This is a genomic window from Nocardia sp. (assembly GCF_025465275.1).
Taxonomy (GTDB): Bacteria; Actinomycetota; Actinomycetes; order Mycobacteriales; family Mycobacteriaceae; genus Nocardia.
The window spans coordinates 1-26399 of record NZ_JAODNK010000184.1 but is presented as its reverse complement, the minus strand read 5'-3'; the positions used below and the strand labels follow the sequence as shown (position 1 = coordinate 26399).

Here is a 26399-nt window from a genome sequence, read left to right as displayed (position 1 = left end):
CCCAAGGTGCAAGAGCCGGAACCGGTTTCGGAACCGGAGCCTGTTGTCGCCGAGCCTGTGGTCGAGGAGGCCGCAGCCGAGCCCAAGGCCGCACCGGCCCCGGGTAAGGGCCTCGCTATGAAGGGTCCGGCCAAGAAGCCCGGCGCAAAGTCCGCCACAGCCGCTCCGGCTGATGCCTGATCCGGTCGAAGATGATTCGTGGTGGGACCGCAGAGCGAGGTGAAACTCGAATGTATGAAGTCCATTTGGCGGGATCTGAGAAGTATATTCATCCCTCTTGTGAGGGTTTCGCAGTTTATTCACACTCACTCCTGAGGCGGCAGCGGCCGCGCTGATAGTTCGAGACGACGTCAGGAGTGCTGGGTGAAGATCGGAATCCCGCGTGAGGTGAAGAACCATGAATATCGGGTCGCTTGTACACCGGCGGGTGTGCACGAGCTGGTCTCCCGAGGTCATGAGGTCTACATCGAGGCCGGTGCCGGTGCCGGATCCTCCTTCGAGGACGGTGCCTACGGCTATGCCGGTGGGCGGGTGCTCGATTCCGCCGAGGAGATCTGGGGCACGGCGGATCTGGTGCTCAAGGTGAAAGAGCCGGTCGCCGAGGAGTATTCACGCATGCGGGCCGACCAGACGCTGTTCACCTACCTGCATCTGGCCGCCTCCAAGGCGTGCACCGACGCGCTGCTGACCTCCGGCATCACCTCCATCGCCTACGAAACCGTCACTGCCGGTGACGGTTCGCTGCCACTGCTGGCTCCCATGAGCGAGGTCGCGGGCCGCCTGGCCCCGCAGGCCGGCGCGTACCACCTCATGCGCAGCGGCGGCGGCCGTGGGGTGCTCATGGGCGGCGTGCCCGGCGTGCGCCCCGCGAAGGTCGTCGTGCTCGGCGCGGGTGTGTCCGGCCGCAATGCCATTGCCGTCGCGCACGGTATGCACGCCGACGTCACCGTGCTCGATCTGAATATCGCCCGCATCCGCGAAATCGACGATCTGTACCGCGGGGCGGTGCGCACCGTCATGTCCAACCGCCTCGAGGTGGAGAACCTGGTGCGCGAGGCGGATCTGGTGATCGGCGCGGTACTGGTGCCGGGCGCCAAGGCCCCGACGCTGGTGTCCAATGCGCTTGTGGCGCAGATGAAACCGGGTTCCGTACTGGTCGATATCGCCATCGACCAGGGCGGCTGCTTCGAGGATTCGCACGCCACCACCCACGCCGATCCGACCTACCGGGTGCACGATTCACTCTTCTACTGTGTGGCGAATATGCCCGGAGCGGTGCCGCACACCTCGACCGTCGCGCTCACCAATGCCACTCTGCCCTATGCGATTGCGCTGGCGGACAAAGGCTGGCGCGCCGCGGCCGCTGCCAATCCGGGTCTGGCCGCCGGGTTGAGCACTCATGCCGGAGCGCTCTTGTCGGAGTCGGTCGCGGCAGCCCACGGTTACATGGTCGACAGTTTGGCGGCCTAGGAGTCCTCGAGGACCTCTGCGAATGCGAGCACCACGCCTCCGGTGGCGTGCTCGCGGGTAGCGGCGACAAGGGGACCCGCCTCTGCGGCTGCGGCGCTGGCCGCCGCGTAGTCGGCGAAATACAGGTCCAGCAGTCGGTACGCCGGGGTCGGGCTGCCGTCCTCCTTGGGCCAGACCTTCGACGTCTGCAGCCGAATCAGGCCGGGTAGCTTGCGCGCCAGCGTGAGCTGCTCGGGGTAGGCCGCTTCGAAGGCATCCGGGTCGGTGGGATTGGAATAGACAAAGCTGATCTTGGTGGTCGTTCCGTGCTCGGTCATGGTTGACCTCTCCGTTAGTCTCCGTTGATGCCGGTGAGCGCACCCGCTCACGGTTGTCGACACTAACCAGAGGAATGGGTAGCGACTATGACCCAACCGCCGGTAAATCTTGCCGATCGTCCAGCGACACAAGCCGATTCGCTCGACGACGCCGCAAGCAGCCGCACCGTGGACGGTCGGTCGGACGACTTGCTTTCGGAGCTGCTCCGGAGCGTGCGCCTGGGCGGAGAGCGGGTCGTTGCGTACGGTCCGCCGCGGACTTTCTCGATGGGCTTCGCCGATGTCGGCAGCCTGCACATCATCGAAGAGGGCGAACTCGAGCTTCGGATCGATGGCGACCGACACGTTGAGCACCTACGCCCCGGCGATGTCGTCCTGCTCCTGCGCGGCGACCCCCACCACATCAGCAATGAGACCGACGCACCCGAGCCGGTGCGCTGGCTCTGCGGAACATTCACGATCGGCGACCCGCAGGCGAGCCACCTGCTCGGGGCACTGCCGGCCGTGATCATCCTGGGCGGCGCCCGCACCCCGGCGCCCGAAGGGCTCGAAGTCGCGCGCAGGATGCTCGCGATCGAGATGCACTCGCCCTCTCAGGGATCAGCGGTCATGATCTCCCGCATCCTCGATCTGATCTTCATCCAGATTCTGCGCGCGTGGGCCGCCGGCACGGACGCCGAACCGAACTGGCTTGCAGGCGCATTCGACCCGCAGATCGGGCTGACGTTGAGCGCCATTCACCGAGACCCCGGTCACGACTGGACAGTCGAGGAACTGGCTCGAGTGTGCAACCTTTCCCGGTCGTCATTCGCCGCGCGGTTCGTCGCTCGCGTGGGGAAGCCCCCGGCGACCTATCTCGCGCACGTACGCCTGGATGCCGCCACCGACCTGCTCCGCGACACCTCCCTGCCGGTCACGCACATCGCGGAGCGAGTGGGCTACAACTCGGAGGCGGCATTCAGTCGCGCGTTCAAGAACCGCTACGGCACGCCACCGGCTCGCTGGCGACGAGACATACCAGGTCGCTGCTGACCCGCGACATCGTCGGGTCTCCAAACGGTCTGTGCTGCACGCGATTCGCGGAGCGCTCGGTCAGGAGGTGGCTCCGCCGGGCTGGACATGCTCGAAGATGAGAATGGTCTGGGTGGAAGCGACAGCCGGGTGGGCACTGAGGTTCTGCAGGACGAATCCGCGGAGCTCACCGGAACCTGCCGTGGCGACGTGGATCAGATAGTCGTCCACCCCGGCGACGAAGTAGACGTTCTCCACCTCCGGCAGCGCCGCCATCTGCTCGCCGAATTCGGCCAGGTGGCCGCGCGCCCCGGAATGCACCCGCACCGCGATGATGGCCTGCAGATCGCGGCCCAGGGCGGCCGGATCGATATCGGCATGGAAGCCGCGAATCACCCCCGACTCGACCAGCGCGCGCACCCGCCCGAGGCAGGTCGACGGCGCGATGCCCGCGAGCGCGGCGAGTGCGTTATTGGTGATCCGCCCGTCCTTCGCGAGCTCGCTGAGCAGCAGCCGGTCGATGGCATCGAGCGAGACCCGGGGGCGAGGTGCGGTCGGAACGACGGGCATCGGAACCTTCCTCATATGCGGAAGAATACCGAATATCATTCGCCTTCAGGCCGCAGGAGCGGACGAATATTCAGCTCGGTGGGATTGTGCGGGATTCTTCCACCAGCGCCTGAATCCCCGGCTCGATGAAGGCGGTCATCCACCCCGCGAGGGTGGGCATGGCCAGTTCGGGTGCGTGGATGGTGCGCCAATGTGCGGCGTATTCGCAAGCCCCGTGCACGGCGTGAACCAGCGCTTCGATGCGGCGCTCGTCGGTGTGCAATCCGGCGGCATGCACTGCGGCGGTGAGCACTTCGGCGATTTCGCGGCGCGTCCGGTCCCGGATGGTGGCCACGGTCCGGTCGAGTTCGGGGTCGCCGGTTCCGGTCATGACGAAGCTCAGCACTTCGGGGTCGGTGTCGGCGTGCTCGAACATCACCGCGATCGCGGTCCGCAGCGCGGTGATCAAATCGCTGCTCTCACTGACTGCCAGGCGAATGCGGGCGTCCAGCTCGGCGGCGGCGTGCTCGAAAACGTGGCGGTACAGATCGGCCTTGGAACCGGCGATGTCATAGACGATCGGGCGTGACACCCCGGCGGCCCGGACGATGTCTTCCATCGATGTTCCGGCATAACCTTTTTCCGCGAACAGCGTGGTAGCGATGGCGAGGATCTGCTTTTCCCGGACTGCTCGCGGAACCTTGCCCTTTGGGTAGCTCGCCGCGTCGCGCAACGAATCAGGGCTCATGCAGGGAACTTTACAGTCTTGGTTACACGTTGTAAGTCACATCGTGTAGGTGGATAGCTGAACATTCGCCACCTGCCGTTTGTGGGGGAGGTCGGGGGCAACTTCGCATGGCCGCCGACCTCTCGGTGTAGTCGATCCGGGCTACCCCAATGTTGCCGGATGGGTCGCCGGTTGGTTCTCTATGGCACGGCGTGGTGCCGAACCGAATCCGCGGCGGAGTCGGCGGGGAACCCCGCCGCCCGGCGACCCATTCGGGACGATATCGACAGGATTCCCACGGAGGTTCGGGATGCGGGCGCTGATCTACGGCTACTTGCGTGACGATCTGGCCGACGGCCACAGCGAAGAGCTCGAAGTCGACCTACGTACCCTCGCCCGTGAACAAGGCCTCTGCTTCGCGGCAACATTCCACGAATCACTATCGAGCGACGGCACGGCATTCGTCGAGCTCATGTGCGAACTGATGCGCGCCGACGCCCACCATGTCGTGGTCCCTTCGCTGGAGCACCTCGCAGGCCAAGCAATTCCGCGCGAAGCACTGCTCGCGAAATTGACTCGTGTCGCCACGGCCCGAGTCTGGACCGTCGCCGACTGAGATCTCGGCCTCGTCGAATCAGGTCTTCGTGTAGGTCCCGGGGCGGGCGTAGGGCCGAAAACGATGCTGCGGTACAGGTTTTGGGGGATGGGGCATCCGGGTGATGCTTTCGCGGTGTCCTCGCCAGCTCTGATGGTGAGTGGAACAAGTTTTTGTTACTGCCGGGTAGGCAGGTTGTCGATTTGCCTCACGCCGACGGCTGTCTGGCGGTAGCTTTGCGTCCGACATGGGGATGTGGCTCCGATGTTGTTCGGGGCCCGGGAAAAACAAGGGTTTCAGCATGGCTATGAGGTCGGCGTTGCGGCGTGTTCGAGGCGCATCGGGTTTGTTCGCGATTGTCGCCGTCACGGTGGCGATCGCTGCGCCGGTGGCCGGTGCTGATGAACCGGATCCGGGTGTGGCCGTGGGTGATTCCATTGCGGGCGCGGATTCGCCGGCTGCCGCCGATACGTTCTACGACCCGCCTGCCGGTTACGAGTCCGAGGCGCCGGGCACGATCCTCAAGAGCAGGCCGGTCGTCGTCAAGGCGCTGGAAGTGTTCCCGGTGAACTCGCAGGCCTGGCAATTGCTGTATCGCACTACCGATGCCGACGGCAATGCCTATGCGGCCGTCACGACCGTGCTGATTCCGGACGGACCCGCGAAACCGCGCCCGCTGCTTTCGTATCAGATGGCCTACGACTCCATCGCGCGAGATTGCATGCCGTCGTATGCGCTGCAGTACTCGAGTCCCGCCGGCCTGCTCGATCCGGGCAATCAGTCCGCCCTCGCTTTGCCGCCGTGGGAAATGGCTTTCGCGGCTTCGGGATTGGCGCAGGGCTGGGCGGTCTCGATTCCCGATCCCGGTGGTATCGACGATCGTTTCCTGACGCCGCGTGTCATGGGATACACGACCTTGGACGGCATTCGCGCCGCGGAGAACTTCGCGCCGCTCGGCCTGCCCGGCGCCGACACCAAGACGGCGATGTGGGGCTACTCGGGTGGTGGCATCGCGACCAGTTGGGCCGCGGAACTGCAACCGGCCTACGCACCGGAGCTCAATATCGCGGGAGCCGCGATCGGCGCTCCCGTAGCGGATCTGGGTGCGGCGCTGCATTCGGCGAACGGGCGACTGCTCGGCGGGCTGATCCCGATCGGAGTGGCTGCGCTGGAAAAGGATTCACCCGAGGCCGCGGCCCGGCTGGACAGCTACCTCACGCCCGCCGGCCAGGGGATCGTCGCCGCCGCGGCGTATCAGTGCGTGGGCCGCAATGTCGCATCGAACCTGATGCTGACGGTGCCGACCCTGCTCAACGCGCCACTCGATACCGTGCTCGCCGATCCGGTCATTCACCAGGCCATCGCCGAACGATCACACGGACAGACGACTCCGACCGCACCGGTCTATCTCTACAACGGCGTCAATGACGAGGTGAGCCCCATCGGCCCGGTCGACGCACTGGTCCAGAACTATTGCGCGCACGGCGCATCGGTGACCTACACCCGCGACGCCTTCCCCGATGTCATCAGCGACCACACCATCGTCGATGTGACCGCCGCCGGTGGCGCCTTCGCGTGGCTGCAACGGGCATTGAACAACCCCCAGCCGGTGCAGCCGGACGGCTGCACGACCACCACGGTCGCCTCGACCCTGCTCGACCCGACCGGACTGGCCGCACTACCGGATTTCGCGGCCGGAACCGTGGAAACAATGCTCGGACAGGCCCTCGGCGCAGGTCGCTGACGGCAGCGGATGTGCCGCCCTCGGCTCGATTGCGCTTATGCCCCTGCGGTTTCGAGGGCAGTGAACATGTCGACGAGGGACTGGGGCGCCCGATCGCCGAAGATGTCTGCGAGTGATTCGGCAGAGTCCCGGGCGGCCGCTTCGGCGCGCGGGAAGAGCTTGCTCTCGTAGGCGCTCAGGGCGGCTTCGGTATCGCCGGGGTGAGCGGCAAGCGCGAGGGCGAGATCGGCGCCGTCGATCATGGCGAGATTTGCGCCCTCGCCGGCGAACGGTGACATCACATGCGCGGCGTCACCGAGGAGAGTGACACCCGGGATGCGCGGCCACCGGTGATCCACCGGCAGCACCTGGATCAGTCGCGGGATCAGCGGGCCATCGGCCTCGGTGATGAGATTGCGCAGCGCGGGAGCCCACCCGGTGAATTCCTGCAGGAGAGCGTCTTTCGCGCCCGCGACATCGCTGAAGTCCAGAGTGGAGAGCCAGCCCTCGGGCGCGCGGCGGGCGACATAGATATGCAGGCTGCCGTCTGATTCACGGTGCGCGAGAAACCCTTTGGCCTCACTGATCGCGAAACACATTCCCCCGCCGATGAGTTGAGCCGATTCCGGGTGGCGGGTATCGGCGTCCAGCAAATCCAGCTCTACGAACGAGATTCCGGAGTAGACCGGTTGCGCGCTCGACAGCAGCGGGCGCACCCGCGACCACGCGCCGTCCGCGCCGATCAGCAGATCGGTGGTCAGCACGTTTCCATCGGCGAGGGTGACCTCGTGCCGGCCCGAACCGAGCGGGCGGGCGCTGATCACCTTGCTGTTCCAGCGCACGGCCGTCTCCGGGAGGGACCCGAGCAGCAGTGCGCGCAACTCGCCGCGGTCGATCTCGGGCCGGCTGCCGTCGCCGTTATCGGACTGGTCGATCAGTACTCGGCCGTCGCGGTCGAGCACGCGCATGGCCTCGCCGCCGGAATGCACCCGGGCTCGAAACGCCTCGTGCAGTCCGGCCTCGTGCAGTGCGGCCTGGCCGGTGTCCTCGTGGATATCGAGCATGCCGCCCTGGGTCCGGGCCTGTGCCGAGGTGTCCAGATCGAGGATGACCGACTCGATGCCATGGACGTGCAGTACGCGCGCCAGGGTCAGGCCGCCGAGTCCGGCTCCGATAATGAGGACGGGGTAGTGGTTGGTGGTGTTCATGATCGGCCTGCCTTCCTGGCGACGAATTTCGCTGACCTCAGCAGCTTAACGAACATGTTCGTTACGAACAAGTTCGTTGTGAGGCACGGCACGTCCATATGCTGAGATCGGTGTTCGAGGTGAAGTACGCAGGCCCTCAGCGCGGGCGGGCGGTCTCCTGAATGCCGGTGATGAGCATCCGGAAGGTCCAGTCCAGCCGGTCCTCCGGAGACCCGGACACCAGGTCGTCGTGCAGCGCGGCGATCCGCGGGTGCGATTCGTCCGCGGAATCCAGGGCCTGTCGCAGCGCCGCGTCCTCATCACCGGCGGTGGCGGCATCGCGATCGCGAATGGATTGCTCGACGGCCGTGGCCGTCGCGACCTGCAGCAGAATATCGACGCCCCACGCGGCCTGGCCGTCCGGCACGCTCCCCGCGCGCAGCAGCTCGAGCAGGCGTTCCAGGACGGCCAGATAGTGCGGTCCGGACGGCCGGGCGGTGAGCGCGGACTGTGCGAGCGCGGCGTGCCGGAGCAGCACCCGCGTATAGGACTGCAGCACGGCGACCAGCCCATCGCGCCAATCCCCGTCAGCGGCAACCGGACTCACCTCCACCTCGCCGAGGAACACATCGAGGATCGCGGCATGCAGCTCAGCGGTATTCGCGACGTAGACGTACAGCGATGCGGGCCCGGTATCCAGTTCGGCGGCGAGGCGGCGCATGGTGAGCCGCTCCAGGCCCTCGCTGCCGACCAGTTGTACCGCGGTGCTGATGATCCCGTCGTAGGTCAGCGCGGGTTTGGCGGGCCGTTCGCGCCTGCTCTTGCGGGGCCGCGCAGTCGCTGCATCCATGCATCGACCTTAGCGAACATGTTCGTTACCGCTCGCGATACGCCGTGAGAATGCGGCGGATCGAGGGTGTCACGGGCAGTTCGCCGTCGAGCGGCAACCAGCGGTAGCTGCCGTAGTTGGACAGGCGGATCGGGCCGACGCCGGCCACTTCGGCCGCGAAATGTTCCCGGCGGACCTGAGTTCCGGCATTGGAGAGATAGTCGAAGCTGCCGAGGTGGCCGACGATATCGACCACGGTCAGGCCGGTTTCCTCGTGGACCGCGCGGGCCACGGCCGCGGCGAGCGTCTCACCGGGACGCACGGTGGTGCCGGGCAGATTGAGTGGGCTCAAGCCCTGGGCGTACTCCTCGCGTTCCAATAGCAGCACCGCGCCTTCGTGCTCGAGGACGACGCCGATTCGAAGCGCGACTCCGTCGGCAACCGCTTTCTCCTGTAACTCGATCAATACCGACTCGCCAATCGACTGCCGGGGAGAAACTTCGAAATCCCACACTTCACACCCACATCCCGTACGGCCGGACCGCTTCGACCGGCACACATTCCACGCTACCGCTGCAGAAACGCTGGACGGCAAGGCTATCCGCAATTTCGGCGCATCTTCGCCGAATTGTTGGGCGGGTCGGAAAGTTTTGCGAGTCGGGTATCAGTCGCCTGAGGAGCGATCGAGTCTCCCGTCGGGGAAGACTGCCCTCGGTAATCTACGCCTCGGTTTCGCCGGTGATATCGATCGGCGCGAGCCGTTGCCCGGCGAGGCTGCGCGCGAGCGTCGCCTGCAGTCCGCCGATGGTGTAGGTGGTGATCCAGTCCACCAGTTCGGAGCCGGTAATGGTGACGCGGTGCGAGACGCGGCTGGCCTCGATGGCCGAGCCCCACATCAATGCCGCGAGTACCGGACCGAGGGGTCCCGGGTCGCGGCCGTTGCGCCGCAGGGTGTCCTCCACGACCGTCGCGATGGCGTCGATGAGCGTATCGAGTAGCCCGTGACCGAGCTCCGGATCGGGACCGTCGCCGTTCATGACGGCGGAGACGATGGCGGCGCCGTTCGGATTGTCTTCGCCGTAGCGCAATCCTGCGCCCAGCGCCGCCTGCACCATTTCCGAGAGTTCGCGACCGGGCAGCGTTTCGTACACCGGCAGCAGTGTTGTCTGCATGACGGCGGCCTCGCGCTGGAACAGTCGCCGGAACAGATCCTTCTTGGATCCGAAATGCGCGTACAGCGTCGGCTTGGTCGAATTCGCGCGCAGCGCAATGGCATCCATGGTGGTGGCCTGGTAGCCGAGCTCGGCGAAGACCGCGCAGGCGGCGTCGAGCAGTTCGTCGTCGGTTGGTCGTCGTTGTGTGGGTGGCATCGGTACCAGCGTCTCATGGGCGAATCGGTGCGCCGCTGTGCAGTCCCGGTAGGAAGTCCTCCTGATCCGAGCGCTTTACTTCGAAGTAAAGCTGTGCCAGGGTTGTGCCCGTGACCCGGGTTCTATCGATGTGACGCACAACAACTTTGGAAGTTCTGGTGGTGCGAAGTGGCTCCTCGACGGTGGAGATCCCTGGTCGGCGTGGTTTCCGTGGCGGTGGTGTGCGCATTCGCGCCGCCCGCCGTCGCCGGTGATCCGGACGCGCTGAGTGCGCCCGGGTGGGCGGACGCCTGGCAGCAGACCACCTATCCCGGCGTGGCCGTCGAGCACGACGTTCCGCTCACCATGAGTGACGGAACAGTGTTGAAGGCCAACGTGTATCGGCCCGCCGACGATCAGGGCCGAGCGGTCGACACCCCGTTCCCGGCCATCGTGACCATGACCCCGTACACCAAACTCATGAGCGACCTGACCGCCGATATGAGCGGTCCGCTGGCCGGCCAGATGGGCATCACCCCGGAACTGGTCCGCGCCGGCTATGTCGAAGTGGTCGCCGATGTGCGCGGCACCGGATTCTCCGAGGGCGTCTGGGACGTGCTGGGCGCTCGTGAACAGGCGGACACCCTCGAGGTGATCGACTGGGCCTCACATCAGCCCTGGTCGAACGGCAAGATCGGGATGACCGGCGCGTCCTACCTCGGCATCACCGCTGTGCAGGCCGCCGCGCATCGCCCGCCCGCCCTGAAGGCCATCCTCCCGATCATTCCGGGCTCGGATCTGTTTCGCGATATCGTTGGCACCGGTGGTGCGATCGGTATCGGATTCATGCCCATGTGGCTGAGCCTGGTCAATGGCTTGAAGTGGGTGCCGGACCTACAGGCCTTGCTGCAGGGTCGATTCGACGCCACATGGCTCTCCGACCGCCTGGCCGATCCGGCCACCGAACTGCCGCAGCTGTTCCAGGCGCTCTCCTCGCCGGACCTGTCGAATCTCCCGCCGTCCACCGTCGATCTGGCCGGATACAGCGATTGGTATCGCGAACGGCAGTCCGATCCCAGCCAGATCCAGGTGCCCACCTTCGTCGTCGGCGGCTGGCACGACATCTTCGCCAATAGCGAGCCCAAGATCTACGACGCGATCCCGCTGCCGCCGGGGGAGAAGCAGCTGGTGATGGGCAATGGCTATCACGCCACCGCCACAGTCGATTTCGGTTCTCCCGGCGCGCCGCCTCAGGTTCCGGCCTTCCAGCGCGCCTGGTTCGACAAGTGGCTCAAGGGAATCGACAACGGCGTCGACTCCTACGGTCCCGTCACGCTGTACCAGCAGGGCGGCGGCTGGCGGACCACCGACAGCTTCCCGCGCCCGGATCTGAGCTACGAACGCCGTTATCTGACAGCCGATTCCAGTGCCAGTGCACCGCACGCCGTGGCCGACGGCAGCTTGAGCGCAGCACCTCCTGCCACCTCGGCTCAGCTGACGGTCGCACCCGGCATACGCGGAGTCTGCTCCCGGCAGGCCTCGGAGGGCACCGCCGGTGTGGCACTCATCCTGGGTAAGGGTTGTGAACTGGATTCGCGATTCGCCGAGGCCGAGGCGCTGACCTTCACCACCGCTCCCGCCGATGCGCCGACGGCACTATCGGGTCCGATGAATCTGCACCTGAACACTGTGCTCGACGCCACGGACGGATTCTGGGACGTATCGGTGAACGATATTGCGCCGGACGGTACTTCGACCGTCATCTCCAGCGGGCAGCTCACCGCCGCCCTGCGCGCAGTCGACCCGCAACGCAGCCGCCGCACCCCCGACGGCGATTACATCGAGGCGTACCACCCACTCGACGTCACCGCCCGCGACCCGCAGATACCAGGACAGCCCACCACACTGGATATCGGGCTGCTGGCCACCGATGCCGTTATCCAACCGGGGCACCGCCTGCGAATCGATGTCTACGCCGCCAGCATCCTGCGCGCCCTGCCGCTCGGTGTCACCATGCGCGACAGCGGATTACGGCCGCAGCACATACAGCTCGATCCGGCCGACCCGAGCTTCGTCACGCTACCGATCCAGGGCCGCTCCGGCTTCTGAGCGGGCCGTGCCCGGTCGCGGATGCACCGCGACCGGGCACGGGGAGTGAGTTACAGCGTGCCGAGTTCGTGTGCGAGATCGTCCAGCCCGAGGGACCCCTGGGACAGCACAGTCATATGCCACGCCTTCAGGTCGAAGGTCTCGCCGCGCTGCTCGGCGGCCTGCCGCGCAGATTCCCGGCCCCGCAACCAGACTCGTTCACCGAGTTTGTAACAGATTGCCTGACCGGGCATTCCGAGATAGCGCACGATTTCGCTGTCGAGCTGGTCGGCGGGAAAGCCGCAGTAGCGACCGTAGAATTCGCGAGCATTCTCGGTATCGATGGTCCGGCCGGGCGCGTACGGCGAATCTGCGGGGAATGCCATTCCGGTGTGCAGGCCGATATCCATGATGACCCGCTGGACGCGTTGCATCTGAAGGTTCAGAAATCCCATCTGAGCACCCGGATCGTCGAGGTAGCCGAGCTCGTTCATCAGATGTTCGGCATACAGCGCCCAGCCTTCGATATTCGCGCCGACCATACCGGCGGTGACTTGATACGTGGACAATTCCTGTGCGAGATAGGTCCATTGACCGAACTGCATGTGATGGCCGGGAACGCTCTCGTGATACCAGGTCGCGACCAGGTCCCAGGTGGGAAACCGGGTGCGCCCGCGCGTGGGCAGATAGGTGCGCCCGGGGCGGGAGAAATCGAGGGTCGGGGGGCTGTAGTACGGAGTGGCCAGGGTACCGGCGGGCGCGATCATCGCCTCGACGTGCTGTAGCGGTTTCGCGAGGTCGAAGTAGGTGCCCTGCAGATCGGTGATGGCATTGTCGATCAGTCCCTGCAGATACTTCCGAATAGTGTCGACGCCGTCGTACGCCGTGCCGTCCTTGACGAGCCAGGCCATCGCCTCCAGCGGTGTGGCCCCCGGCTGTACCGCGACCGCGCCGTCCCGCATATGTGCCTCGATATCGTGGAACTGCTCCCACGCCCAGTGGTACGCCTCGTCCAGATCGAGATCGGCGCCGGTCCAGTTCCGTGCCCAGCGTCGGTAGCGTTCCGCGCCGACGATATTCGGAGTGCTCGCGGCGGCCGGGCCGTACGTATCGCGCAGCCAGTCATGGAATTCGGAGAATGCCGCCGCCACGGCGACCGCATGCGAACTCAGTTCCGCACGTTGCGATTCCGGTGCGGCGGAAACGAATTCGCCGAACCATCCACCCGGCGCGGGACCGGTGAGCCATTGCTCGATCTGGTCCAGCACCGTGACGATCTGACGGGGCCCCGACAGTAATCCCTGGCTGATTCCCTCGGCCAGGGTTGATCGATACTGCTGCAGTGCCAAGGGAATACGAGCCATGCGGCGGCCGATCACCTGCCATTGATCCGGGGTATCGGTCGGCATCATGGTCAGAATGTCGCGCAGACTGTGCAGCGGTGACCCGGCGGGCGCGGTTGCCGAGAATACGAAATTCCCGATGCGCACCGTGCGGAACTGCTCGCCCGCCTCGTGCAGCGCCAGTTCGGAGTCGAGTCGCTCCCGCAGCAGCGTGGCGCACCGGCGCTCACCGTCATCGGCGAGCGGTCCGGCGGCTTCGACCGCACCCAGCCGCGCGAGCGCGTCACGGGCGGTATCGGCGGGCGCGGACAGGCCGTCCGGAGAGAAGTCCGCCAGCGCGTCACTGTCGGGATTCATGCCGAGACGGACCGCCGCCGACGGGTCCAAGGCTGCCAGTGCCCGCACATACTCATCCGCGATCGCCCGCGGACCGCGCTTTCCACCGACCGGCTGTGAATCGCTGTTCGACATCGAATCTGCCTTTCTGCACATCGGGTCGGGTGTCACGGGCTGTCGGTCGGCTCCAAGGGGTTGTTGCGGGTCACGATCAGCGGATCGGACGGGGTGAACGGCAGCTCCGGCAACTCGTCCAGGGCGACGCCGAACGTGGCGGCCAGCACCTGTCGCGAGTAGGCGCTCGCCGACGCGCGGTAGCCGATATCGCCGGGCGTCGGCTGATCGAAGAAGATCAGCAACTGGATGTCGGGTGTGTCCATGACTTCGATGTGGTGCGGGTACGCGCGCGGGATGAAGTACACCTCGCCCTCGTTCACGGTGTAGGTGTCGAGGGTGCCGTCCGGATCCATGATGGTCATCCGCGCCGAGCCCCGATGCACGTACCCCATTTCGGCGGTGACGGGATGCCAATGTGGTTCGCGCATGCCGTCTTCCCGTATCCGCAGCGAGTACATCGAGATGTCGTGCAGTACCGGCCAGTACTGCTCACGGGCCGTGCGGGCCGAGCCGACCGGCGAGTCCACCGGTGCGGCCATCGCCTCGATGGCGAAATGATGAGGATCCCCGAAGTGCGCGGTCGATGGAATCTCCGGATCGCCGTCGCGCTTCACCACGAGCTTGGCGGTGGTACTGCGCCGGATCTTGGCGAAATCCGCGGCCGGCAGGTCATAGGTGTTGCCGAGCACCGAGTCCGTCATCGCGCCGAGGGCCGCGCTGAATCCGAAGTCCTCGGGCCGTTCGTGCCGGAATGCCAGGATGAATTCCGCGTCGGTGTCGCCGATGTTCTCCACGTGGTGCAACGCGCCGGAGTCGATGTGGAACATCTCCCCGGCACTGACCACGAAGGAGGCGAAGTTGCTGCCGTTGTCGAGCACCGAGACCAGGGCCCGGCCCGCGGTGCAGTAGGCGAGTTCGGTGGCATTGGCGTGCCAGTGCGGTTCCCGGATCGCACCTGGCGACAGGGTGAGTCGTTTGATCGACAGGCCGCGCAGGATCGGGAAATTATCGGCCGTGAGCCTGGTCAGGGAGCCGAGCTCACTGCGGTAGATCTCCTCGCCCCGCAGTAGCGAGGCAACATGAATCGACGCATTGCGCACTGGTCCTCCTGCTGCTGGTTTCAAGATCAGAGGTGGCGATTCTCAATATAGTGGCGGCGCGGTAGCGGTCGGCGGCCGCCCGATTTCGACATCCGATGTAGCCGGGTGCGGCGAATGCGGCGAATGCGGCGGATACCTGGAATAGTCCGATATCCAACTTCAGGTCTGCCCGGCTGAATCGACATACCGGAACGAGCATGTCGCCGCCGCGTGTCTCCGGTAATGGTGTCGGCAGTGAGGTCTTTGGGTAGCGTGCCAGGCGTATCAGCTGGGTGGTGAAACCTGAACTGGCATCGGCGACAAGGGGATCGGGTGGGAAGGTTTGAGCCTCGCGAAGGCTTCGTCCTGCAGGCCTACCGGTTCGCTCTGGACCCGAACGCGACTATCGAAAATAAGTTGTGGTCTCACTGTGGGGCCGCACGGGCGGCGTTCAATTGGGCGGTGTCGTGGGTACGCGCTTCGTGGGACCAACGGGTCGCCGAAGGCACCTACAGGATTGTGGAATCCGACCTCACCCCGTGGCGGCCCTGGTCGCTGCCAGCGCTGCGCAGAGAGTTCAACCGGATCAGACACACGGATCCCCGTTTCTCTGGGTGGTGGACTGAGAACTCGAAAGAGGCCTATAACACCGGCCTGGCTGCTGCCGCAGCTGCATTCGACAACTATGCGGGTTCGAAGACCGGGCAACGGCAAAGTCACCGGAAGGGCGCTCCGCGTCGGAAGTCGCGGCGGCGGGCTCAACCGAGCTGCCGGTTCACTACCGGCAGTATTCGGGTTGAACCGGATCGTCGACCTGTGACCTTGCCTAGGCTCGGCGCTATCCGCACTCATGAATCGACCCGCAAGCTCGAACGTCGCTTTGCGGGACGTCTGCACTCCGGCGCGTAACCTGCGTTCAGACGCCTTGCACAAGTTTACGTCCGGAGTTCGGGCCGAATACGGCACCGTAGTGATCGAGAATTTGAACGTGGCCGGCCTGCAGCGAAACCGACGGCTTGCGCGGCGAATCGCTGACGCCGGATTCGGAGAGATACGCCGCCAGCTGACCTATAAAGGCGAGTGGGGTGGTGGCACAACAATCGTGGCCGACCGCTGGTACCCGTCATCGAAGACCTGCTCGGGCTGTGGTGTAGTGAAAGCCAAACTGCCGCTGCGTGTTCGAGTGTTCGCCTGTGATGCGTGCGGACTTGTCCTGGATCGGGACGTGAACGCCGCTCGCAATCTGGCCGCCCTCGCGGCGGCACAGTGTTCGGCTGGTACCGGAGTAGCCGGAGACCAGGGCGCAGCAACGCTGAATCCTCGCCGAGCCGCCCGCAAGACCCGCACTACCCACCCCGGCCAGGGTGGGTAGTGCGGGTCGGGCTGGTGGCGCAACCCCCTATGGGGCAGAAGCGAGAGACCGCAACCACAGGACACCGCGGCGCTGAGAACGCGGTGACACCGGATCGGACTTTCCGAGTTGAAAGGCTCGGATCTCACCACTGAAGCGAAGTCCCCGAGCATGGATATAAGTTGAATCCATGCGAACCCCGGATCTGCGAGGTTGGATTTTGTGCGTCCTTCCCGAACCGGGTGCGGCGTTCGCGGCCGATACCTGGAATAGTTGTGGCAGCACGCACAGAGACCAAGGCGAAAGCGGGGATTTTGGTGACTTCGACTGATGGTGTGAGCACGGTAAGTACGGTGAAGGACGCGCCGCCGCCGAACACCCTCGAGCGCGATGTCCAGACCCTGGAAAAGGCGATCTACGAGGTCAAACGGGTGATCGTCGGTCAGGATCGGCTGGTCGAACGACTGCTGGTGGGTGTGCTCGCACGCGGCCATGTGCTGCTCGAGGGTGTTCCCGGTATCGCCAAGACCCTTGCGGTGGAAACCTTCGCGAAGGTGGTGGGCGGCAGCTTCTCTCGCGTGCAGTTCACTCCCGACCTGGTGCCCACCGACCTTGTGGGTACGCGCATCTACCGGCAGGGCCGCGAGGAATTCGATACCGAGCTGGGCCCGGTCGTCGCGAACTTCGTGCTCGCGGACGAGATCAACCGCGCGCCCGCCAAGGTGCAGTCGGCGCTGCTCGAGGTGATGGCCGAGCGGCATGTCACCATCGGCGGCAAGACCTACCCGATGCCGAATCCGTTCCTGGTCATGGCGACTCAGAACCCCATCGAGAGCGAGGGCGTGTACGCCCTGCCCGAGGCGCAGCGCGACCGCTTCCTGTTCAAGGTGGTCGTGGATTACCCCTCCGTCGAGGAGGAGCGCGAGATCATCTACCGGATGGGTGTCACCCCGCCGGAGGCCAAGCCGGTGCTCGACCCCGCCGAGGTGGTGCGGCTGCAGCAGGTCGCCGCCAATACCTTCGTGCACCACGCGCTGGTCGACTACGTCGTGCGCGTGATCGCCGCGACCCGCAAGCCCGCCGATTTCGGCATGCACGATGTGGCCGGCTGGATCGCCTACGGCGCTTCCCCGCGTGCCAGCCTCGGCATCATTGCCGCGGCGCGTGCGGTGGCCCTCATTCGCGGCCGCGATTATGTGGTGCCGCAGGATGTGGTCGAGGTGATTCCGGACGTGCTGCGCCACCGTCTGGTGCTGTCCTACGACGCGCTCGCCGATGAGGTTTCGCCCGACGATGTGATCAACCGGGTGCTGCAGACCGTCGGTCTGCCGCAGGTGGCCCCGCAGGCCGTCGCCCCGGGTGGCGCGCCGGCTCCGGCGCCCACCGCGCCGCCGATCATGGGTCCCCAGGGTGCGCCGCAGGGAATTGCGCAGGCGCCGAACGGGATTCCGCAGCCGCCGCAGCAGGCTGTGCCGCAGCCTCCTAACGGTGTGGTTGCCGGAGTGCCCGGCCAGCCTCAGCCCAAGTGAGGCGGGCTTCGGATTCGGTTGCGCCCGTGACGATGTCGACTCCCAGCGGTTCCTCGCACGCCCCGCCCTCTTTCCGGCAGGGTGATCTGAGCGATCCGCGCCTGGCCGCTGCGCTGCGAACGCTCGAACTCACCGTGCGCCGCCGGCTCGACGGTGTGCTGCACGGTGATCACATGGGCCTGATCCCGGGCCCGGGTTCCGAACCCGGCGATGCGCGCATGTATCAGCCGGGCGACGATGTGCGCCAGATGGATTGGTCGGTCACCGCCCGCACCACGCATCCGCATGTGCGGCAGATGGTCGCCGACCGTGAGCTGGAGACCTGGCTGGTGGTGGATCTGTCCGCCAGTCTCGATTTCGGCACCACCGGATGCGAGAAGCGCGATCTGGCCATTGCCGCCGCGGCCGCGGTCACCCACCTGACCAGCGGCGGCGGTAATCGGATCGGCGCGGTGGTCGCCAATGGCGAGAAGCTGATTCGCATTCCGGCGCGCAGCGGGCGCGTGCACGCGCAATCCATGCTGCGCACCATCGCCACCACCCCGCACGCTCGCGACGGTGTGCGCGGTGATCTGCAGGGCGCCATCGAGTCCCTGCGCCGACCGCAGCGCAAACGTGGTCTGGCCGTGGTGATTTCCGATTTCCTCGGGGATATCGACTGGCAGCGCAGCCTGCGCGCCATCTCCGGTCGCCATGATCTGCTGGCGGTCGAGGTGCTGGACCCGCTGGATATGGCGCTGCCGGATGTCGGCGATGTGGTGCTGCACGATCCGGAGACCGGGCGCACCCGGGAATTCAGTGTGACCCCCGCGCTGCGCGCTGATTTCGCGAAAGCGGCACAGCAGCACCGCGAGCAGGTGGAGCTGGCGCTGCGCAGTTGCGGCGCGCCGGTGATGGACCTGCGTACCGATCGGGACTGGATCGCCGATGTGGTCCGGTTCGTGTCCACCCGGCGCCATACTTTCGGCGCCTCGAATGCCGGGCGGGTGCCACGACAGTGAGCATTTCCAATTTCACCTCGCAGTACTGGCTGGCTTTCCTGGTCGTAGTCGCGCTGATCGCGCTGCTCTATGTGGTGGTGCAGCGGCGGCGGCAAAAGCATGTGCTGCGCTTCTCCAATATGGAGATGCTGGAACGGGTCGCCCCCAGCCAGCCCAGTCGATTCCGGCATGTGCCGGTGGCGCTCATGCTGGTCGGCCTGATTCTGCTGACCATCGCGGCGGCCGGTCCGACCGCGTCGAAGAAGGTGCCGCGCAACCGTGCCACCGTCATTCTGGTCATCGACGTCTCGCTGTCCATGGAGGCGACCGATGTGCCGCCGAGCCGAATTCAGGTGGCCAAGAAGGCCGCCAAGGAATTCGCGGACGGTCTGACCCCGGGCATCAATCTGGGTCTGGTCACCTTCGCCGGTACCGCGTCGGTGCAGATGTCGCCGACCACCAACCGCCAAGCGGTCAAGGCGGCTATCGACAGCATGAAGCTGGCCGAGCGCACCGCCACCGGTGAGGGCATTCTGACTGCGCTGCAATCGATCGACACCCTGGCCTCGGTGCTCGGCGGTGCGGAGACTCCGCCGCCCGCGCGCATCGTGCTCATGTCCGACGGCAAGCAGACCGTGCCCGATGACAAGGATGTCGACAATCCGCGCCACGGCTTCACCGCCGCGCGTCTGGCGAAGGAGAAAGGCGTTCCGGTGTCGACGATTTCGTTCGGCACGACCTGGGGCACCGTCGAGATTCCGGATCAGGACGGTAAGGGCTCGCAGCGCGTGCGGGTTCCGGTCGACGACGACGCACTGCATCAGATCGCCCAGCTCTCCGGTGGCGACTTCTATACCGCCTCTACGCTGGAAGAGCTTCGTAAGGTGTACGACACACTCGATCAGCAGATCGGGTACGAGCTGACAATGGGCGATGCGAGCCGGCCGTGGTTGCTACTGGGTCTGCTGGCAACCGCCGCCGGGGTGGTGACAGCGCTGCTCTATCGTCAGCGTCTGCCGTAATTCGGTACCGCGCGCCGAGTCCCGCCAACGAACAGATAGGTTTCCCTCTATGTCGAACATCACATCCCGGTCGGTACTGGTGACCGGCGGCAATCGCGGCATCGGGCTCGCGGTAGCCCTGCGCCTGCTTGCCGATGGACACAAGGTCGCTGTCACGCATCGCGGTTCGGGTGTGCCCGAGGGCCTCTTCGGCGTGAAATGCGATGTGACCGATTCGGAGTCGGTGGATCGTGCGTTCACCGAGGTCGAGGCGCACCAGGGTCCGGTCGAGGTCATCGTGGCCAATGCGGGCATTGTGGACAACACGCTGCTCATGCGTATGAGCGAGGATTCGTTCACCAAGGTCATCGACGCGAACCTCACCGGTGCGTGGCGAGTTGCCCAGCGCGCCAACCGCAATATGCTCAAGGCTCGCTTCGGTCGCATCATCTTCCTCGGCTCCGTAGTCGGCCAGATCGGTTCGCCGGCCCAGGTCAGCTACGCGGCGGCCAAGGCAGGTCTGGTCGGTATGGCGCGCTCTATCACCCGTGAGGTCGGTAAGCGCAATATCACCGCGAATGTGGTGGCGCCGGGCTTGATCGACACCGATATGACCCGCGAGGAGATGACGCCGGAGATGCGCAAGACCGCACTCGATTTCATTCCCGCGGGCCGGATCGGCCAGGCCGAAGATGTCGCTGCGGCGATCAGCTTCCTCGCTTCGGACGACGCCTCCTACATCTCCGGTGCGATCATCCCGGTCGACGGCGGTATGGGCATGGGCCACTGAGCATTTCGCTCGATTAGGCGCTGCGCTCCGAACCCCTTGGCAACCAGTACTTTTCAACGAGGAGAACCAACCAACCCATGAGTGGATTGCTCGAAGGCAAGACCGTACTCATCACCGGCATCATCACCGATTCGTCCATTGCCTTCCACGCGGCCGCGGTCGCGCAGGAGCAGGGCGCCAAGGTGATCATCACCGGTATTCCGGACCGGCTGCGGCTGATCGACCGGATTGCCAAGCGGCTGCCCAAGGAGGTTCCCCCGGCCATCCCGCTCGATGTCACCAATGAGGAGAACCTCGGTGAGCTGGCGGCGAAGCTGAACGAGCTGGCCCCCGAGGGCATCGACGGCGTGCTGCACTCCATCGCCTTCGCTCCGCGCACCCTGATGGGTCCGGGGTCCAAGCCGTTCCTCGAGGGTCCCGGCCCGGATGCGGCCAAGGCGTTCGAGATCTCGGCGTGGAGCTATGCCTCGCTGGCTCGCGCCGTACTGCCGGCCATGAACGAGGGCGGCTCCATCGTGGGCATGGATTTCGATCCGCGCACCGCCATGCCGTACTACAACTGGATGGGTGTGGCCAAGGCCGCGCTCGAGTCGGTGAACCGCTATGTGGCGCGAGAGGTGGGCGAGGCCAAGCGCATTCGCTCCAACCTCATCGCGGCCGGGCCGATCAAGACCCTCGCGGCCAAGGCCATCGCCGGCACCGCCACCGATGATGCCAACCAGCTCACCATGCTGAACACCTACTGGGACGGCGCCTCTCCGATCGGCTGGGACGTCGACGACCCGACGGTGGTCGCCAAGTCCGTGGTCACGCTGCTGTCCGACTGGCTGCCCGGTACCACCGGTTCGATCATCTATGTGGACGGCGGCGCCAGCCACAACACCTGGTTCCCGGCGAACGGGTTTCCCACCAACTGAGCTGAAGGAGTAGGACGTGGCAGTGCACGACCTCGGCGTTCGCGCCGCGGAGCCCGCTACTGAAAAAGTGGATGCGCTGCTACTGCTGTCCTTCGGCGGTCCCGAGCGCCCCGAAGACGTGATGCCGTTCCTGGAGAACGTCACTCGGGGCCGGGGCGTACCTCCGGAGCGCCTCGCCGAAGTCGCGGAACACTATCTGCACTTCGGCGGGGTGTCGCCGATCAATGCTCTCAATCTCGACATCATCAAATCGGTCGAGGCCGAATTCGCTTCGCGCGGCATCGATCTGCCGGTTTACTTCGGCAATCGCAACTGGCATCCCATGGTCGAGGACACCGTCGAGGGTATGCGCGTGGACGGAATCCGTTCCGCGCTGGTGTTTCCCACCTCCGCATGGGGTGGTTACTCGGGCTGTCTGCAGTATCACGAGGATATCGCGCGCGCTCGCGCCGATGTCGCGAACGCGCCTGAATTGGTCAAGCTGCGGCAGTATTTCGACCATCCGCTGTTTATCGACGCCATTACCGACGGCATCCGCGCGGCGGTCTCGTCGCTGCCCGCTGATCGTCGTGGTCGCGCTCGCCTGGTCTTCACCGCGCATTCGATTCCGGTTTCCGCCGATACGGCGTCCGGCCCGCCGGGGGAGCAGGCGCTCTACAGTCGCCAGGTCGCCGAGGCTGCCCGACTATGTGCTGCCGCAACGGGTTTCGACGATTACGATGTGGTCTGGCAGTCCCGCTCCGGTCCGCCGCAGGTGCCGTGGCTGGAACCCGATATCGTCGATCACCTCGATGCGCTCGCCGCACGGGATGTGGACGCGGTGGTCATCTGCCCCGTGGGTTTCGTCTCCGATCATCTCGAGGTGATCTGGGACCTCGACAATGAGGCGAAGCAACGGGCCGCCGAGCTGGGCATGGCCTTCGCGCGCGCGGCTACCCCCGGCGGCGACTCCCGATTCGCCCATATGGTGGTCGATCTGGTCGAGGAGCAGCTCACCGGCAGCGAGCGCCGCAAGCTCAGTGCGATGCCGAGCCTGGGGTGCACTCCCAATGGCGCGCCCTGCGTTCCCGGCTGCTGCGAATTGCCCCCGCGCGCACCACGTTCCGAAACCGTCCGGTCGGCCTGAGCTGCGGCGTTTCCGGAAATCCCGCCGGGCCCGGGTCGGGCGAAAAGTATTGTGAGACTGTCCATCACGCCGATACCGAGAGGTATGGCGGCGAGACTTCCGGCAGCGACGCCACTGGTATCGTCGCCGGGAAGGAACCGCTGTGAACGGCGATCCGATATTCGACGGACCACCCGCCCCCGAGGGGGACGCGTTCTACGATCCCCCGGAGGATCTGTCCGGGGGCGCGGTCGGTGACGCCATCTATCTGCGCCCGCTCGACAATCCGGAAGCCGAACTGACACACGGCCGGAACTGGCTGGTGCTCTACCGTTCTCAGAGCGTCAAGGGTGAGGTCATCGCGGTGTCCGGCATCATCGCCCTGCCGAACGAGCCGCCGCGCACCGAGGCCGGGTATCCGGTGGTCACCTGGGCGCACGGCACCGTCGGTGTCTGCCACCTGTGCGCGCCCTCACGTGATACGGCCGGTTCCAGTGCGCACCCGATGAACAAGTACCCGCAGGCGCTGCTCAACAACTTCCTCGATCAGGGCTGGGCCGTGGCCATGACCGATTACGAGGGCCTGGGTGTGACGGGGCGTCGGCATCCGTATCTGCTCGGGGAATCCGAGGCCTACGGCGTGCTCGATATCGTGGAGACGACGCGTCGGCTGTTCCCCGGTGCCGTGTCCGATCAGTACGCGATCGTCGGCCACTCGCAGGGCGGGCAGGCGGCGCTGTACTCCGCGCACTACGCGCCCGGCCGGGTCGACGGGCTGGTCGGGGTCGCGGCGATCGCCCCGGCCAATCACCCGAAGGCCATTGTCCGTGCGGGCGCACTGGTTCCGACCAATGCCGATGGCGGATTCGCCTTCACCGGACTGTTCCTGTCGGGCGCGATTGTCGGCGACGAGTCCATCGATGTCGAGAATGTGCTGTCGGACAAGGCGAAGGCGGTCTGGCCGGACGTACTCACCAGGTGCCGGGCCGGTTTGAGCGCATCCGATTCCTGGGGCGGCCTGCTGGGCATCGAGCAATTCCGTTCGACGATCCTCAATCCGTATCCGGGCAAGCCGAATCCCGATCAGCTGAACTTCGAGGCGCAACTGGCCCGGATGAACCCGAATCTCGAAATCGGAGTGCCCATCCGCATTTCACAGTCCGCCGACGACCAGCGGGTGAAGGCCGAGTCCACGGAGTTCACCATCGGGGGAGTGCAGATCGTCATCCCCGGTGTGGATGTGCTCGTCGAGGAACTGGAAGTCACGAATCCGGCGAATCCACCGCGGTATGACCGGTACAAATCCGGTGAGGTGGTCATCCCCGATCCCGATCCGGGCAATCTGGGCGCGCACTTCGCCACTTTGAACTATGACCGGGACGAACTGACCGGATGGCTCGCCGAGCGATTCACCGCATGAGCTCGTAACCACCGGCCCGGCAATCGATATCGGCGCGGCGGGCGGGAATATGCCCGCCCGCCGTGTGCTTGTATGTCGGCATGACGAGTGCTGATTTGCTGGTTGATGCCTTCGGCCGGATCAAGGAGAACGTGCACGGAGCGGTCGAAGGTCTGACCGAGGCGGAATTGTCGGCGCAACTGGATGACGGTGGTAATTCCATCGCCTGGCTGATCTGGCATCTCACCCGCGTCCAGGACGACCACATTGCCGACGTGGCGGGTCTGGAGCAGGTCTGGCTGACCCAGGACTGGGTGAAACGCTTCGACCTCGCATTCGATGACACCGCAACCGGATACGGCCACGCTGCCGCCGAAGTAGCTCAACTGACCGGTATCCCAGCCGAACTGCTGACCGGCTATTACGACGCCGTGCACGCGCAGACCATCGACTACGTGTCCGGTCTGGTGGACGCCGACCTGCCGCGCATTGTCGACACCCGCTGGAATCCGCCCGTGACCCTCGGCGTTCGCCTGGTGAGCGTCATCGACGACGATATCCAGCACTCCGGTCAGGCCGCCTACGTCCGCGGCGTACTCCTGCGCCGCCGCTGATTCATCGACCAGGAACTGGCGGCGGCAGGCACTCGCGTTTCGCCGCCACCGGTTCCTGGTGATCGCACGTCCAGGACCTGCGAACCCTCGGTGCCCGCTGTGGGCGGATGAAATGTATTGTGTCGCAGGTGGACAGGGTCAATGGTGGTCGGTCGGAGCGTGACCGGGGTGTAGGTGGCGGGAACTCGCGCGGCGGGGCGGTCGCGAAGAAGCGAGCGCTCGGTGCGCCCGATTACTTCGTGTGGGCTCCGGTGCTGAGTCTTTTCCTAGCCGCCGGTATTTGCATGACCATCGGTCAGTCGATGATGATCGCGGTGGTACTGGTGCTGATCGCCGTGGTGATGGTGGTCCTGGACATGTGGATCAACCGGTAGCCGGGCCGAATTCGCCGCTCACTTCAGCACATTCACCGCGCGGGCGATGACCAGGCTGACGGTGATCAGCGAGATCGCCGACTGCACCATCATGGTGGTCTTTGCCCAGCGCGACATCGGCATCACATCGGTGGGGCTGAATGCGGTGGCATTGGTGAACGACAGGTACAGGTAGTCCAGGAAATTCGGCTCCCAGTCCGGATCCGCGAGACTCGGGTTCTGCATCTGCACGAACAGGAAGTCGGGGTAAGGCTTCTGCGCGTGTGCCCGCGCCACCGGCCCGCCTCGATCGAGTTCCCAGTACCAGAGCCCGAATACGAGCACATTCGACAGCCAGACCGCGCCGCCGGAGGTCAGCAGCCCGGCGGCATTGTCGCTGACCGCGCCGTCGATCAGTCCGATGACCAGGTGGTACACGGCCCACACCATGGAGAACGCGAGCAGCGCCGTCAGGCTCAGCCCGAGTCGGCGCAGCCACATTTCCTCCCGATCGATCCGGAACGAGCGGGTCGCGATGAGCACGATCACCAGCACGAACCCGATTCCCGGCACCAGCCAGCGGGGTCCGGGCGTGAACTGATCCGGCAGGAAGTACTGCAGGACCAGCATCCCCACCAGTGCGGTGGTGGCCCACCACCGTGATTCGCCCGCGGTTCGCCGGGCCCACGCGGGCACCTGGTCGTCGTTCGCTGCATTCTCGGAGCCGGTCACGCCAGCAGTATCGCCTGATATGCGACGTCGGTCGGGGAACGACTCAGTTGCTGCTGCGCACCGAATCCGCCGGCTGCGGATCAGTGGACGCGTGCGCGGCCAGGCACCAGTCGGCGGCCCGGAACATGGCTTCCACGTAATCGGCGTATTGGCTGGCGAAGCTGCGGACGCCGTCCGCGTACGAGCGAACCGTGGTCGGGGTGACCGCGCCCGGGTTGGCCGCGGCGGCGGCCTTCAGCAGATCCAGGCTCCGGAAGCCGACGGCGAGTCCCTCGGGTGTACCGGGCCAGACGATCGGGCCCAGAAAGGTGCGCTCCGGATAGACCTCGATCACGCGCTGGAAGAGCCTGGCGGCCCATACCGCCAACTGGAGCGGGGGCTGGTCCGCCGTAATCTCGTCCCGGACGTCCATGCTCGCCAGCACCCGCAATTCGTGCACACCCTTCTCGATTTCGGTGCGGCGGAGCTGATCCGGGGCTTCGGTCAGTGTCAGCGCGACGAACAGTCCGGGATGGTTGCGCACATTTCCCGCATAGCCGGCGAAATACCGCGCGGGGAACGCGTCCGCCTCGCTGCCGATGCGCGCGGTCAGCCCCGCCGGCGGTGCGGCTTGAACGCCTCGAATCGGCGTCGGTGCGGCGGTCGGTGAATCGGCCACCGCGCCGATCGCACCGGCCGCGCGGGCGGCGCGGGCCTCGAGTTCGGCCGACACCCCACCGGCCTGCAATTTGGCGGATTGAATGCGGCCGATCAAATCGACGATCGACCCACGCAGCATGAAGGTGACGGTCAGGCCGACCACCGGCCACTTGGTCGCATTGATGTACTGCAGGACCATCTCCGGTGCGCTCACACGCGTGATCGTATTGCCGGGCAGCGACTTCCGCTATGCCACTGCCACTTTCGTG

At 65.7% G+C, this 26399-nt stretch carries 28 protein-coding genes; 17 read left to right on the top strand and 11 right to left on the bottom strand.

Going from position 1 to position 26399, the window contains the following annotated elements:
• Nucleotides 1-180: hypothetical protein (locus tag JWN03_RS38315; RefSeq protein ID WP_297626000.1), on the top strand; the 180-nt coding region annotated here is incomplete at its 5' end.
• Nucleotides 181-363: 183 nt separating this feature from the next.
• The gene (gene ald, locus JWN03_RS38310; RefSeq protein ID WP_297625998.1) at nt 364-1470 is read left to right on the top strand and encodes an alanine dehydrogenase; all 1107 of its coding nucleotides are present in this window, start codon (nt 364-366) and stop codon (nt 1468-1470) included.
• On the opposite strand, the gene JWN03_RS38305 is transcribed toward ald, so the two are convergent.
• The gene (locus JWN03_RS38305; RefSeq protein ID WP_297625997.1) at nt 1467-1787 is read right to left on the bottom strand and encodes an EthD family reductase; all 321 of its coding nucleotides are present in this window, start codon (nt 1785-1787) and stop codon (nt 1467-1469) included. The genes ald and JWN03_RS38305 overlap by 4 nt on opposite strands.
• Before the next feature lie 87 nt (nt 1788-1874).
• Here JWN03_RS38305 and JWN03_RS38300 point away from each other — a divergent pair, with 87 nt between their 5' ends.
• Entirely contained in the window at nt 1875-2819 is a 945-nt protein-coding gene (locus JWN03_RS38300; protein WP_297625995.1) for an AraC family transcriptional regulator, read from the top strand.
• 60 nt (nt 2820-2879) lie between these two features.
• Here JWN03_RS38300 and JWN03_RS38295 read toward each other — a convergent pair whose 3' ends face one another.
• On the bottom strand, nt 2880-3368 hold the full coding sequence (locus tag JWN03_RS38295) for an Lrp/AsnC family transcriptional regulator (protein ID WP_297625992.1): 489 nt from the start codon (nt 3366-3368) through the stop codon (nt 2880-2882).
• 70 nt (nt 3369-3438) lie between these two features.
• Entirely contained in the window at nt 3439-4095 is a 657-nt protein-coding gene (locus JWN03_RS38290) for a TetR/AcrR family transcriptional regulator (protein WP_297625991.1), read from the bottom strand.
• Nucleotides 4096-4384: 289 nt separating this feature from the next.
• On the opposite strand from JWN03_RS38290, the gene JWN03_RS38285 reads away from it, so the two are divergent.
• Nucleotides 4385-4690: a hypothetical protein gene (locus tag JWN03_RS38285; protein WP_297625989.1), complete on the top strand. Its 306-nt coding sequence runs from the start codon at nt 4385-4387 to the stop codon at nt 4688-4690.
• 280 nt (nt 4691-4970) lie between these two features.
• Nucleotides 4971-6413: a lipase family protein gene (locus JWN03_RS38280; protein ID WP_297625988.1), complete on the top strand. Its 1443-nt coding sequence runs from the start codon at nt 4971-4973 to the stop codon at nt 6411-6413.
• A 35-nt stretch (nt 6414-6448) separates the two neighbouring features.
• Here JWN03_RS38280 and JWN03_RS38275 read toward each other — a convergent pair whose 3' ends face one another.
• From JWN03_RS38275 to JWN03_RS38260, 4 genes are all read right to left on the bottom strand, one after another.
• Complete coding sequence (locus JWN03_RS38275; protein ID WP_297625986.1) at nt 6449-7600, bottom strand: FAD-dependent oxidoreductase; 1152 nt, start codon at nt 7598-7600, stop codon at nt 6449-6451.
• A gap of 136 nt (nt 7601-7736) precedes the next feature.
• On the bottom strand, nt 7737-8429 hold the full coding sequence (locus JWN03_RS38270) for a TetR/AcrR family transcriptional regulator (protein ID WP_297625984.1): 693 nt from the start codon (nt 8427-8429) through the stop codon (nt 7737-7739).
• A 25-nt stretch (nt 8430-8454) separates the two neighbouring features.
• Nucleotides 8455-8874, bottom strand: a complete 420-nt coding sequence (locus tag JWN03_RS38265; RefSeq protein ID WP_297625982.1) for an NUDIX hydrolase — start codon at nt 8872-8874, stop codon at nt 8455-8457.
• 253 nt (nt 8875-9127) lie between these two features.
• Nucleotides 9128-9778 carry a TetR/AcrR family transcriptional regulator gene (locus tag JWN03_RS38260; protein ID WP_297625980.1) on the bottom strand — a complete coding sequence of 217 codons (651 nt, stop codon included), beginning with the start codon at nt 9776-9778 and terminating at the stop codon, nt 9128-9130.
• Between the two features lie 201 nt (nt 9779-9979).
• Here JWN03_RS38260 and JWN03_RS38255 point away from each other — a divergent pair, with 201 nt between their 5' ends.
• Nucleotides 9980-11866, top strand: coding sequence for a CocE/NonD family hydrolase (locus tag JWN03_RS38255; protein ID WP_297625978.1), 1887 nt, complete (start codon nt 9980-9982; stop codon nt 11864-11866).
• Between the two features lie 50 nt (nt 11867-11916).
• On the opposite strand, the gene JWN03_RS38250 is transcribed toward JWN03_RS38255, so the two are convergent.
• Together JWN03_RS38250 and JWN03_RS38245 are read right to left on the bottom strand one after the other, a co-directional pair.
• The gene (locus JWN03_RS38250; RefSeq protein WP_297625977.1) at nt 11917-13659 is read right to left on the bottom strand and encodes a DUF885 domain-containing protein; all 1743 of its coding nucleotides are present in this window, start codon (nt 13657-13659) and stop codon (nt 11917-11919) included.
• A gap of 32 nt (nt 13660-13691) precedes the next feature.
• Nucleotides 13692-14741, bottom strand: coding sequence for a cupin domain-containing protein (locus JWN03_RS38245; RefSeq protein ID WP_297625975.1), 1050 nt, complete (start codon nt 14739-14741; stop codon nt 13692-13694).
• A gap of 312 nt (nt 14742-15053) precedes the next feature.
• On the opposite strand from JWN03_RS38245, the gene JWN03_RS45645 reads away from it, so the two are divergent.
• The 11 genes from JWN03_RS45645 to JWN03_RS38195 all read left to right on the top strand — a co-directional run bounded on the left by JWN03_RS45645 (nt 15054) and on the right by JWN03_RS38195 (nt 24780).
• Nucleotides 15054-15629 carry a helix-turn-helix domain-containing protein gene (locus tag JWN03_RS45645; protein WP_366914534.1) on the top strand — a complete coding sequence of 192 codons (576 nt, stop codon included), beginning with the start codon at nt 15054-15056 and terminating at the stop codon, nt 15627-15629.
• Nucleotides 15571-16092 (top strand): RNA-guided endonuclease InsQ/TnpB family protein, encoded by a 522-nt coding sequence (locus tag JWN03_RS38240; protein WP_297625973.1) that lies wholly within the window; start codon nt 15571-15573, stop codon nt 16090-16092. Before JWN03_RS45645 ends, JWN03_RS38240 begins: the two co-directional genes overlap by 59 nt.
• A 314-nt stretch (nt 16093-16406) precedes the next feature.
• Nucleotides 16407-17600, top strand: a complete 1194-nt coding sequence (locus JWN03_RS38235; protein ID WP_297625972.1) for an AAA family ATPase — start codon at nt 16407-16409, stop codon at nt 17598-17600.
• 32 nt (nt 17601-17632) lie between these two features.
• A complete protein-coding gene (locus tag JWN03_RS38230; protein ID WP_297626004.1) occupies nt 17633-18601 on the top strand; it encodes a DUF58 domain-containing protein in 969 nt (322 codons plus the stop codon).
• The gene (locus tag JWN03_RS38225; RefSeq protein WP_297625969.1) at nt 18598-19602 is read left to right on the top strand and encodes a VWA domain-containing protein; all 1005 of its coding nucleotides are present in this window, start codon (nt 18598-18600) and stop codon (nt 19600-19602) included. The genes JWN03_RS38230 and JWN03_RS38225 overlap by 4 nt, the downstream gene beginning before the upstream one ends.
• Nucleotides 19603-19651: 49 nt before the next feature.
• Entirely contained in the window at nt 19652-20371 is a 720-nt protein-coding gene (fabG1, locus tag JWN03_RS38220; protein ID WP_297625966.1) for a 3-oxoacyl-ACP reductase FabG1, read from the top strand.
• A gap of 77 nt (nt 20372-20448) precedes the next feature.
• Nucleotides 20449-21288, top strand: coding sequence for an NADH-dependent enoyl-ACP reductase InhA (gene inhA / locus JWN03_RS38215; protein WP_297625964.1), 840 nt, complete (start codon nt 20449-20451; stop codon nt 21286-21288).
• A gap of 16 nt (nt 21289-21304) precedes the next feature.
• Nucleotides 21305-22414, top strand: a complete 1110-nt coding sequence (locus JWN03_RS38210) for a ferrochelatase (protein WP_441343137.1) — start codon at nt 21305-21307, stop codon at nt 22412-22414.
• 142 nt (nt 22415-22556) lie between these two features.
• A complete protein-coding gene (locus tag JWN03_RS38205; protein WP_297625962.1) occupies nt 22557-23813 on the top strand; it encodes an alpha/beta hydrolase in 1257 nt (418 codons plus the stop codon).
• Between the two features lie 80 nt (nt 23814-23893).
• Nucleotides 23894-24406 (top strand): mycothiol transferase, encoded by a 513-nt coding sequence (locus JWN03_RS38200; protein WP_297625960.1) that lies wholly within the window; start codon nt 23894-23896, stop codon nt 24404-24406.
• 128 nt (nt 24407-24534) lie between these two features.
• Entirely contained in the window at nt 24535-24780 is a 246-nt protein-coding gene (locus tag JWN03_RS38195) for a hypothetical protein (RefSeq protein ID WP_297625957.1), read from the top strand.
• Nucleotides 24781-24798: 18 nt separating this feature from the next.
• On the opposite strand, the gene JWN03_RS38190 is transcribed toward JWN03_RS38195, so the two are convergent.
• Together JWN03_RS38190 and JWN03_RS38185 are read right to left on the bottom strand one after the other, a co-directional pair.
• Nucleotides 24799-25491, bottom strand: a complete 693-nt coding sequence (locus JWN03_RS38190) for a hypothetical protein (RefSeq protein ID WP_297625954.1) — start codon at nt 25489-25491, stop codon at nt 24799-24801.
• 43 nt (nt 25492-25534) lie between these two features.
• Nucleotides 25535-26344, bottom strand: coding sequence for a hypothetical protein (locus tag JWN03_RS38185; protein ID WP_297625951.1), 810 nt, complete (start codon nt 26342-26344; stop codon nt 25535-25537).
• Between the last annotated feature and the right edge of the window lie 55 nt (nt 26345-26399).

Coding starts and splice junctions, on each gene's coding strand:
- JWN03_RS38270 (WP_297625984.1), bottom strand. CDS start 8,429: ATGGATGCAGCGACTGCGCGGCCCCGCAAGAGCAGGCGCGAACGGCCC.
- JWN03_RS38280 (WP_297625988.1), top strand. CDS start 4,971: ATGGCTATGAGGTCGGCGTTGCGGCGTGTTCGAGGCGCATCGGGTTTG.
- JWN03_RS38295 (WP_297625992.1), bottom strand. CDS start 3,368: ATGCCCGTCGTTCCGACCGCACCTCGCCCCCGGGTCTCGCTCGATGCC.
- JWN03_RS38240 (WP_297625973.1), top strand. CDS start 15,571: ATGAATCGACCCGCAAGCTCGAACGTCGCTTTGCGGGACGTCTGCACT.
- JWN03_RS38305 (WP_297625997.1), bottom strand. CDS start 1,787: ATGACCGAGCACGGAACGACCACCAAGATCAGCTTTGTCTATTCCAAT.
- JWN03_RS38300 (WP_297625995.1), top strand. CDS start 1,875: ATGACCCAACCGCCGGTAAATCTTGCCGATCGTCCAGCGACACAAGCC.
- JWN03_RS38285 (WP_297625989.1), top strand. CDS start 4,385: ATGCGGGCGCTGATCTACGGCTACTTGCGTGACGATCTGGCCGACGGC.
- JWN03_RS38200 (WP_297625960.1), top strand. CDS start 23,894: ATGACGAGTGCTGATTTGCTGGTTGATGCCTTCGGCCGGATCAAGGAG.
- inhA (WP_297625964.1), top strand. CDS start 20,449: ATGAGTGGATTGCTCGAAGGCAAGACCGTACTCATCACCGGCATCATC.
- JWN03_RS38260 (WP_297625980.1), bottom strand. CDS start 9,778: ATGCCACCCACACAACGACGACCAACCGACGACGAACTGCTCGACGCC.
- JWN03_RS38250 (WP_297625977.1), bottom strand. CDS start 13,659: ATGTCGAACAGCGATTCACAGCCGGTCGGTGGAAAGCGCGGTCCGCGG.
- fabG1 (WP_297625966.1), top strand. CDS start 19,652: ATGTCGAACATCACATCCCGGTCGGTACTGGTGACCGGCGGCAATCGC.
- JWN03_RS38230 (WP_297626004.1), top strand. CDS start 17,633: ATGTCGACTCCCAGCGGTTCCTCGCACGCCCCGCCCTCTTTCCGGCAG.
- JWN03_RS38275 (WP_297625986.1), bottom strand. CDS start 7,600: ATGAACACCACCAACCACTACCCCGTCCTCATTATCGGAGCCGGACTC.
- JWN03_RS38290 (WP_297625991.1), bottom strand. CDS start 4,095: ATGAGCCCTGATTCGTTGCGCGACGCGGCGAGCTACCCAAAGGGCAAG.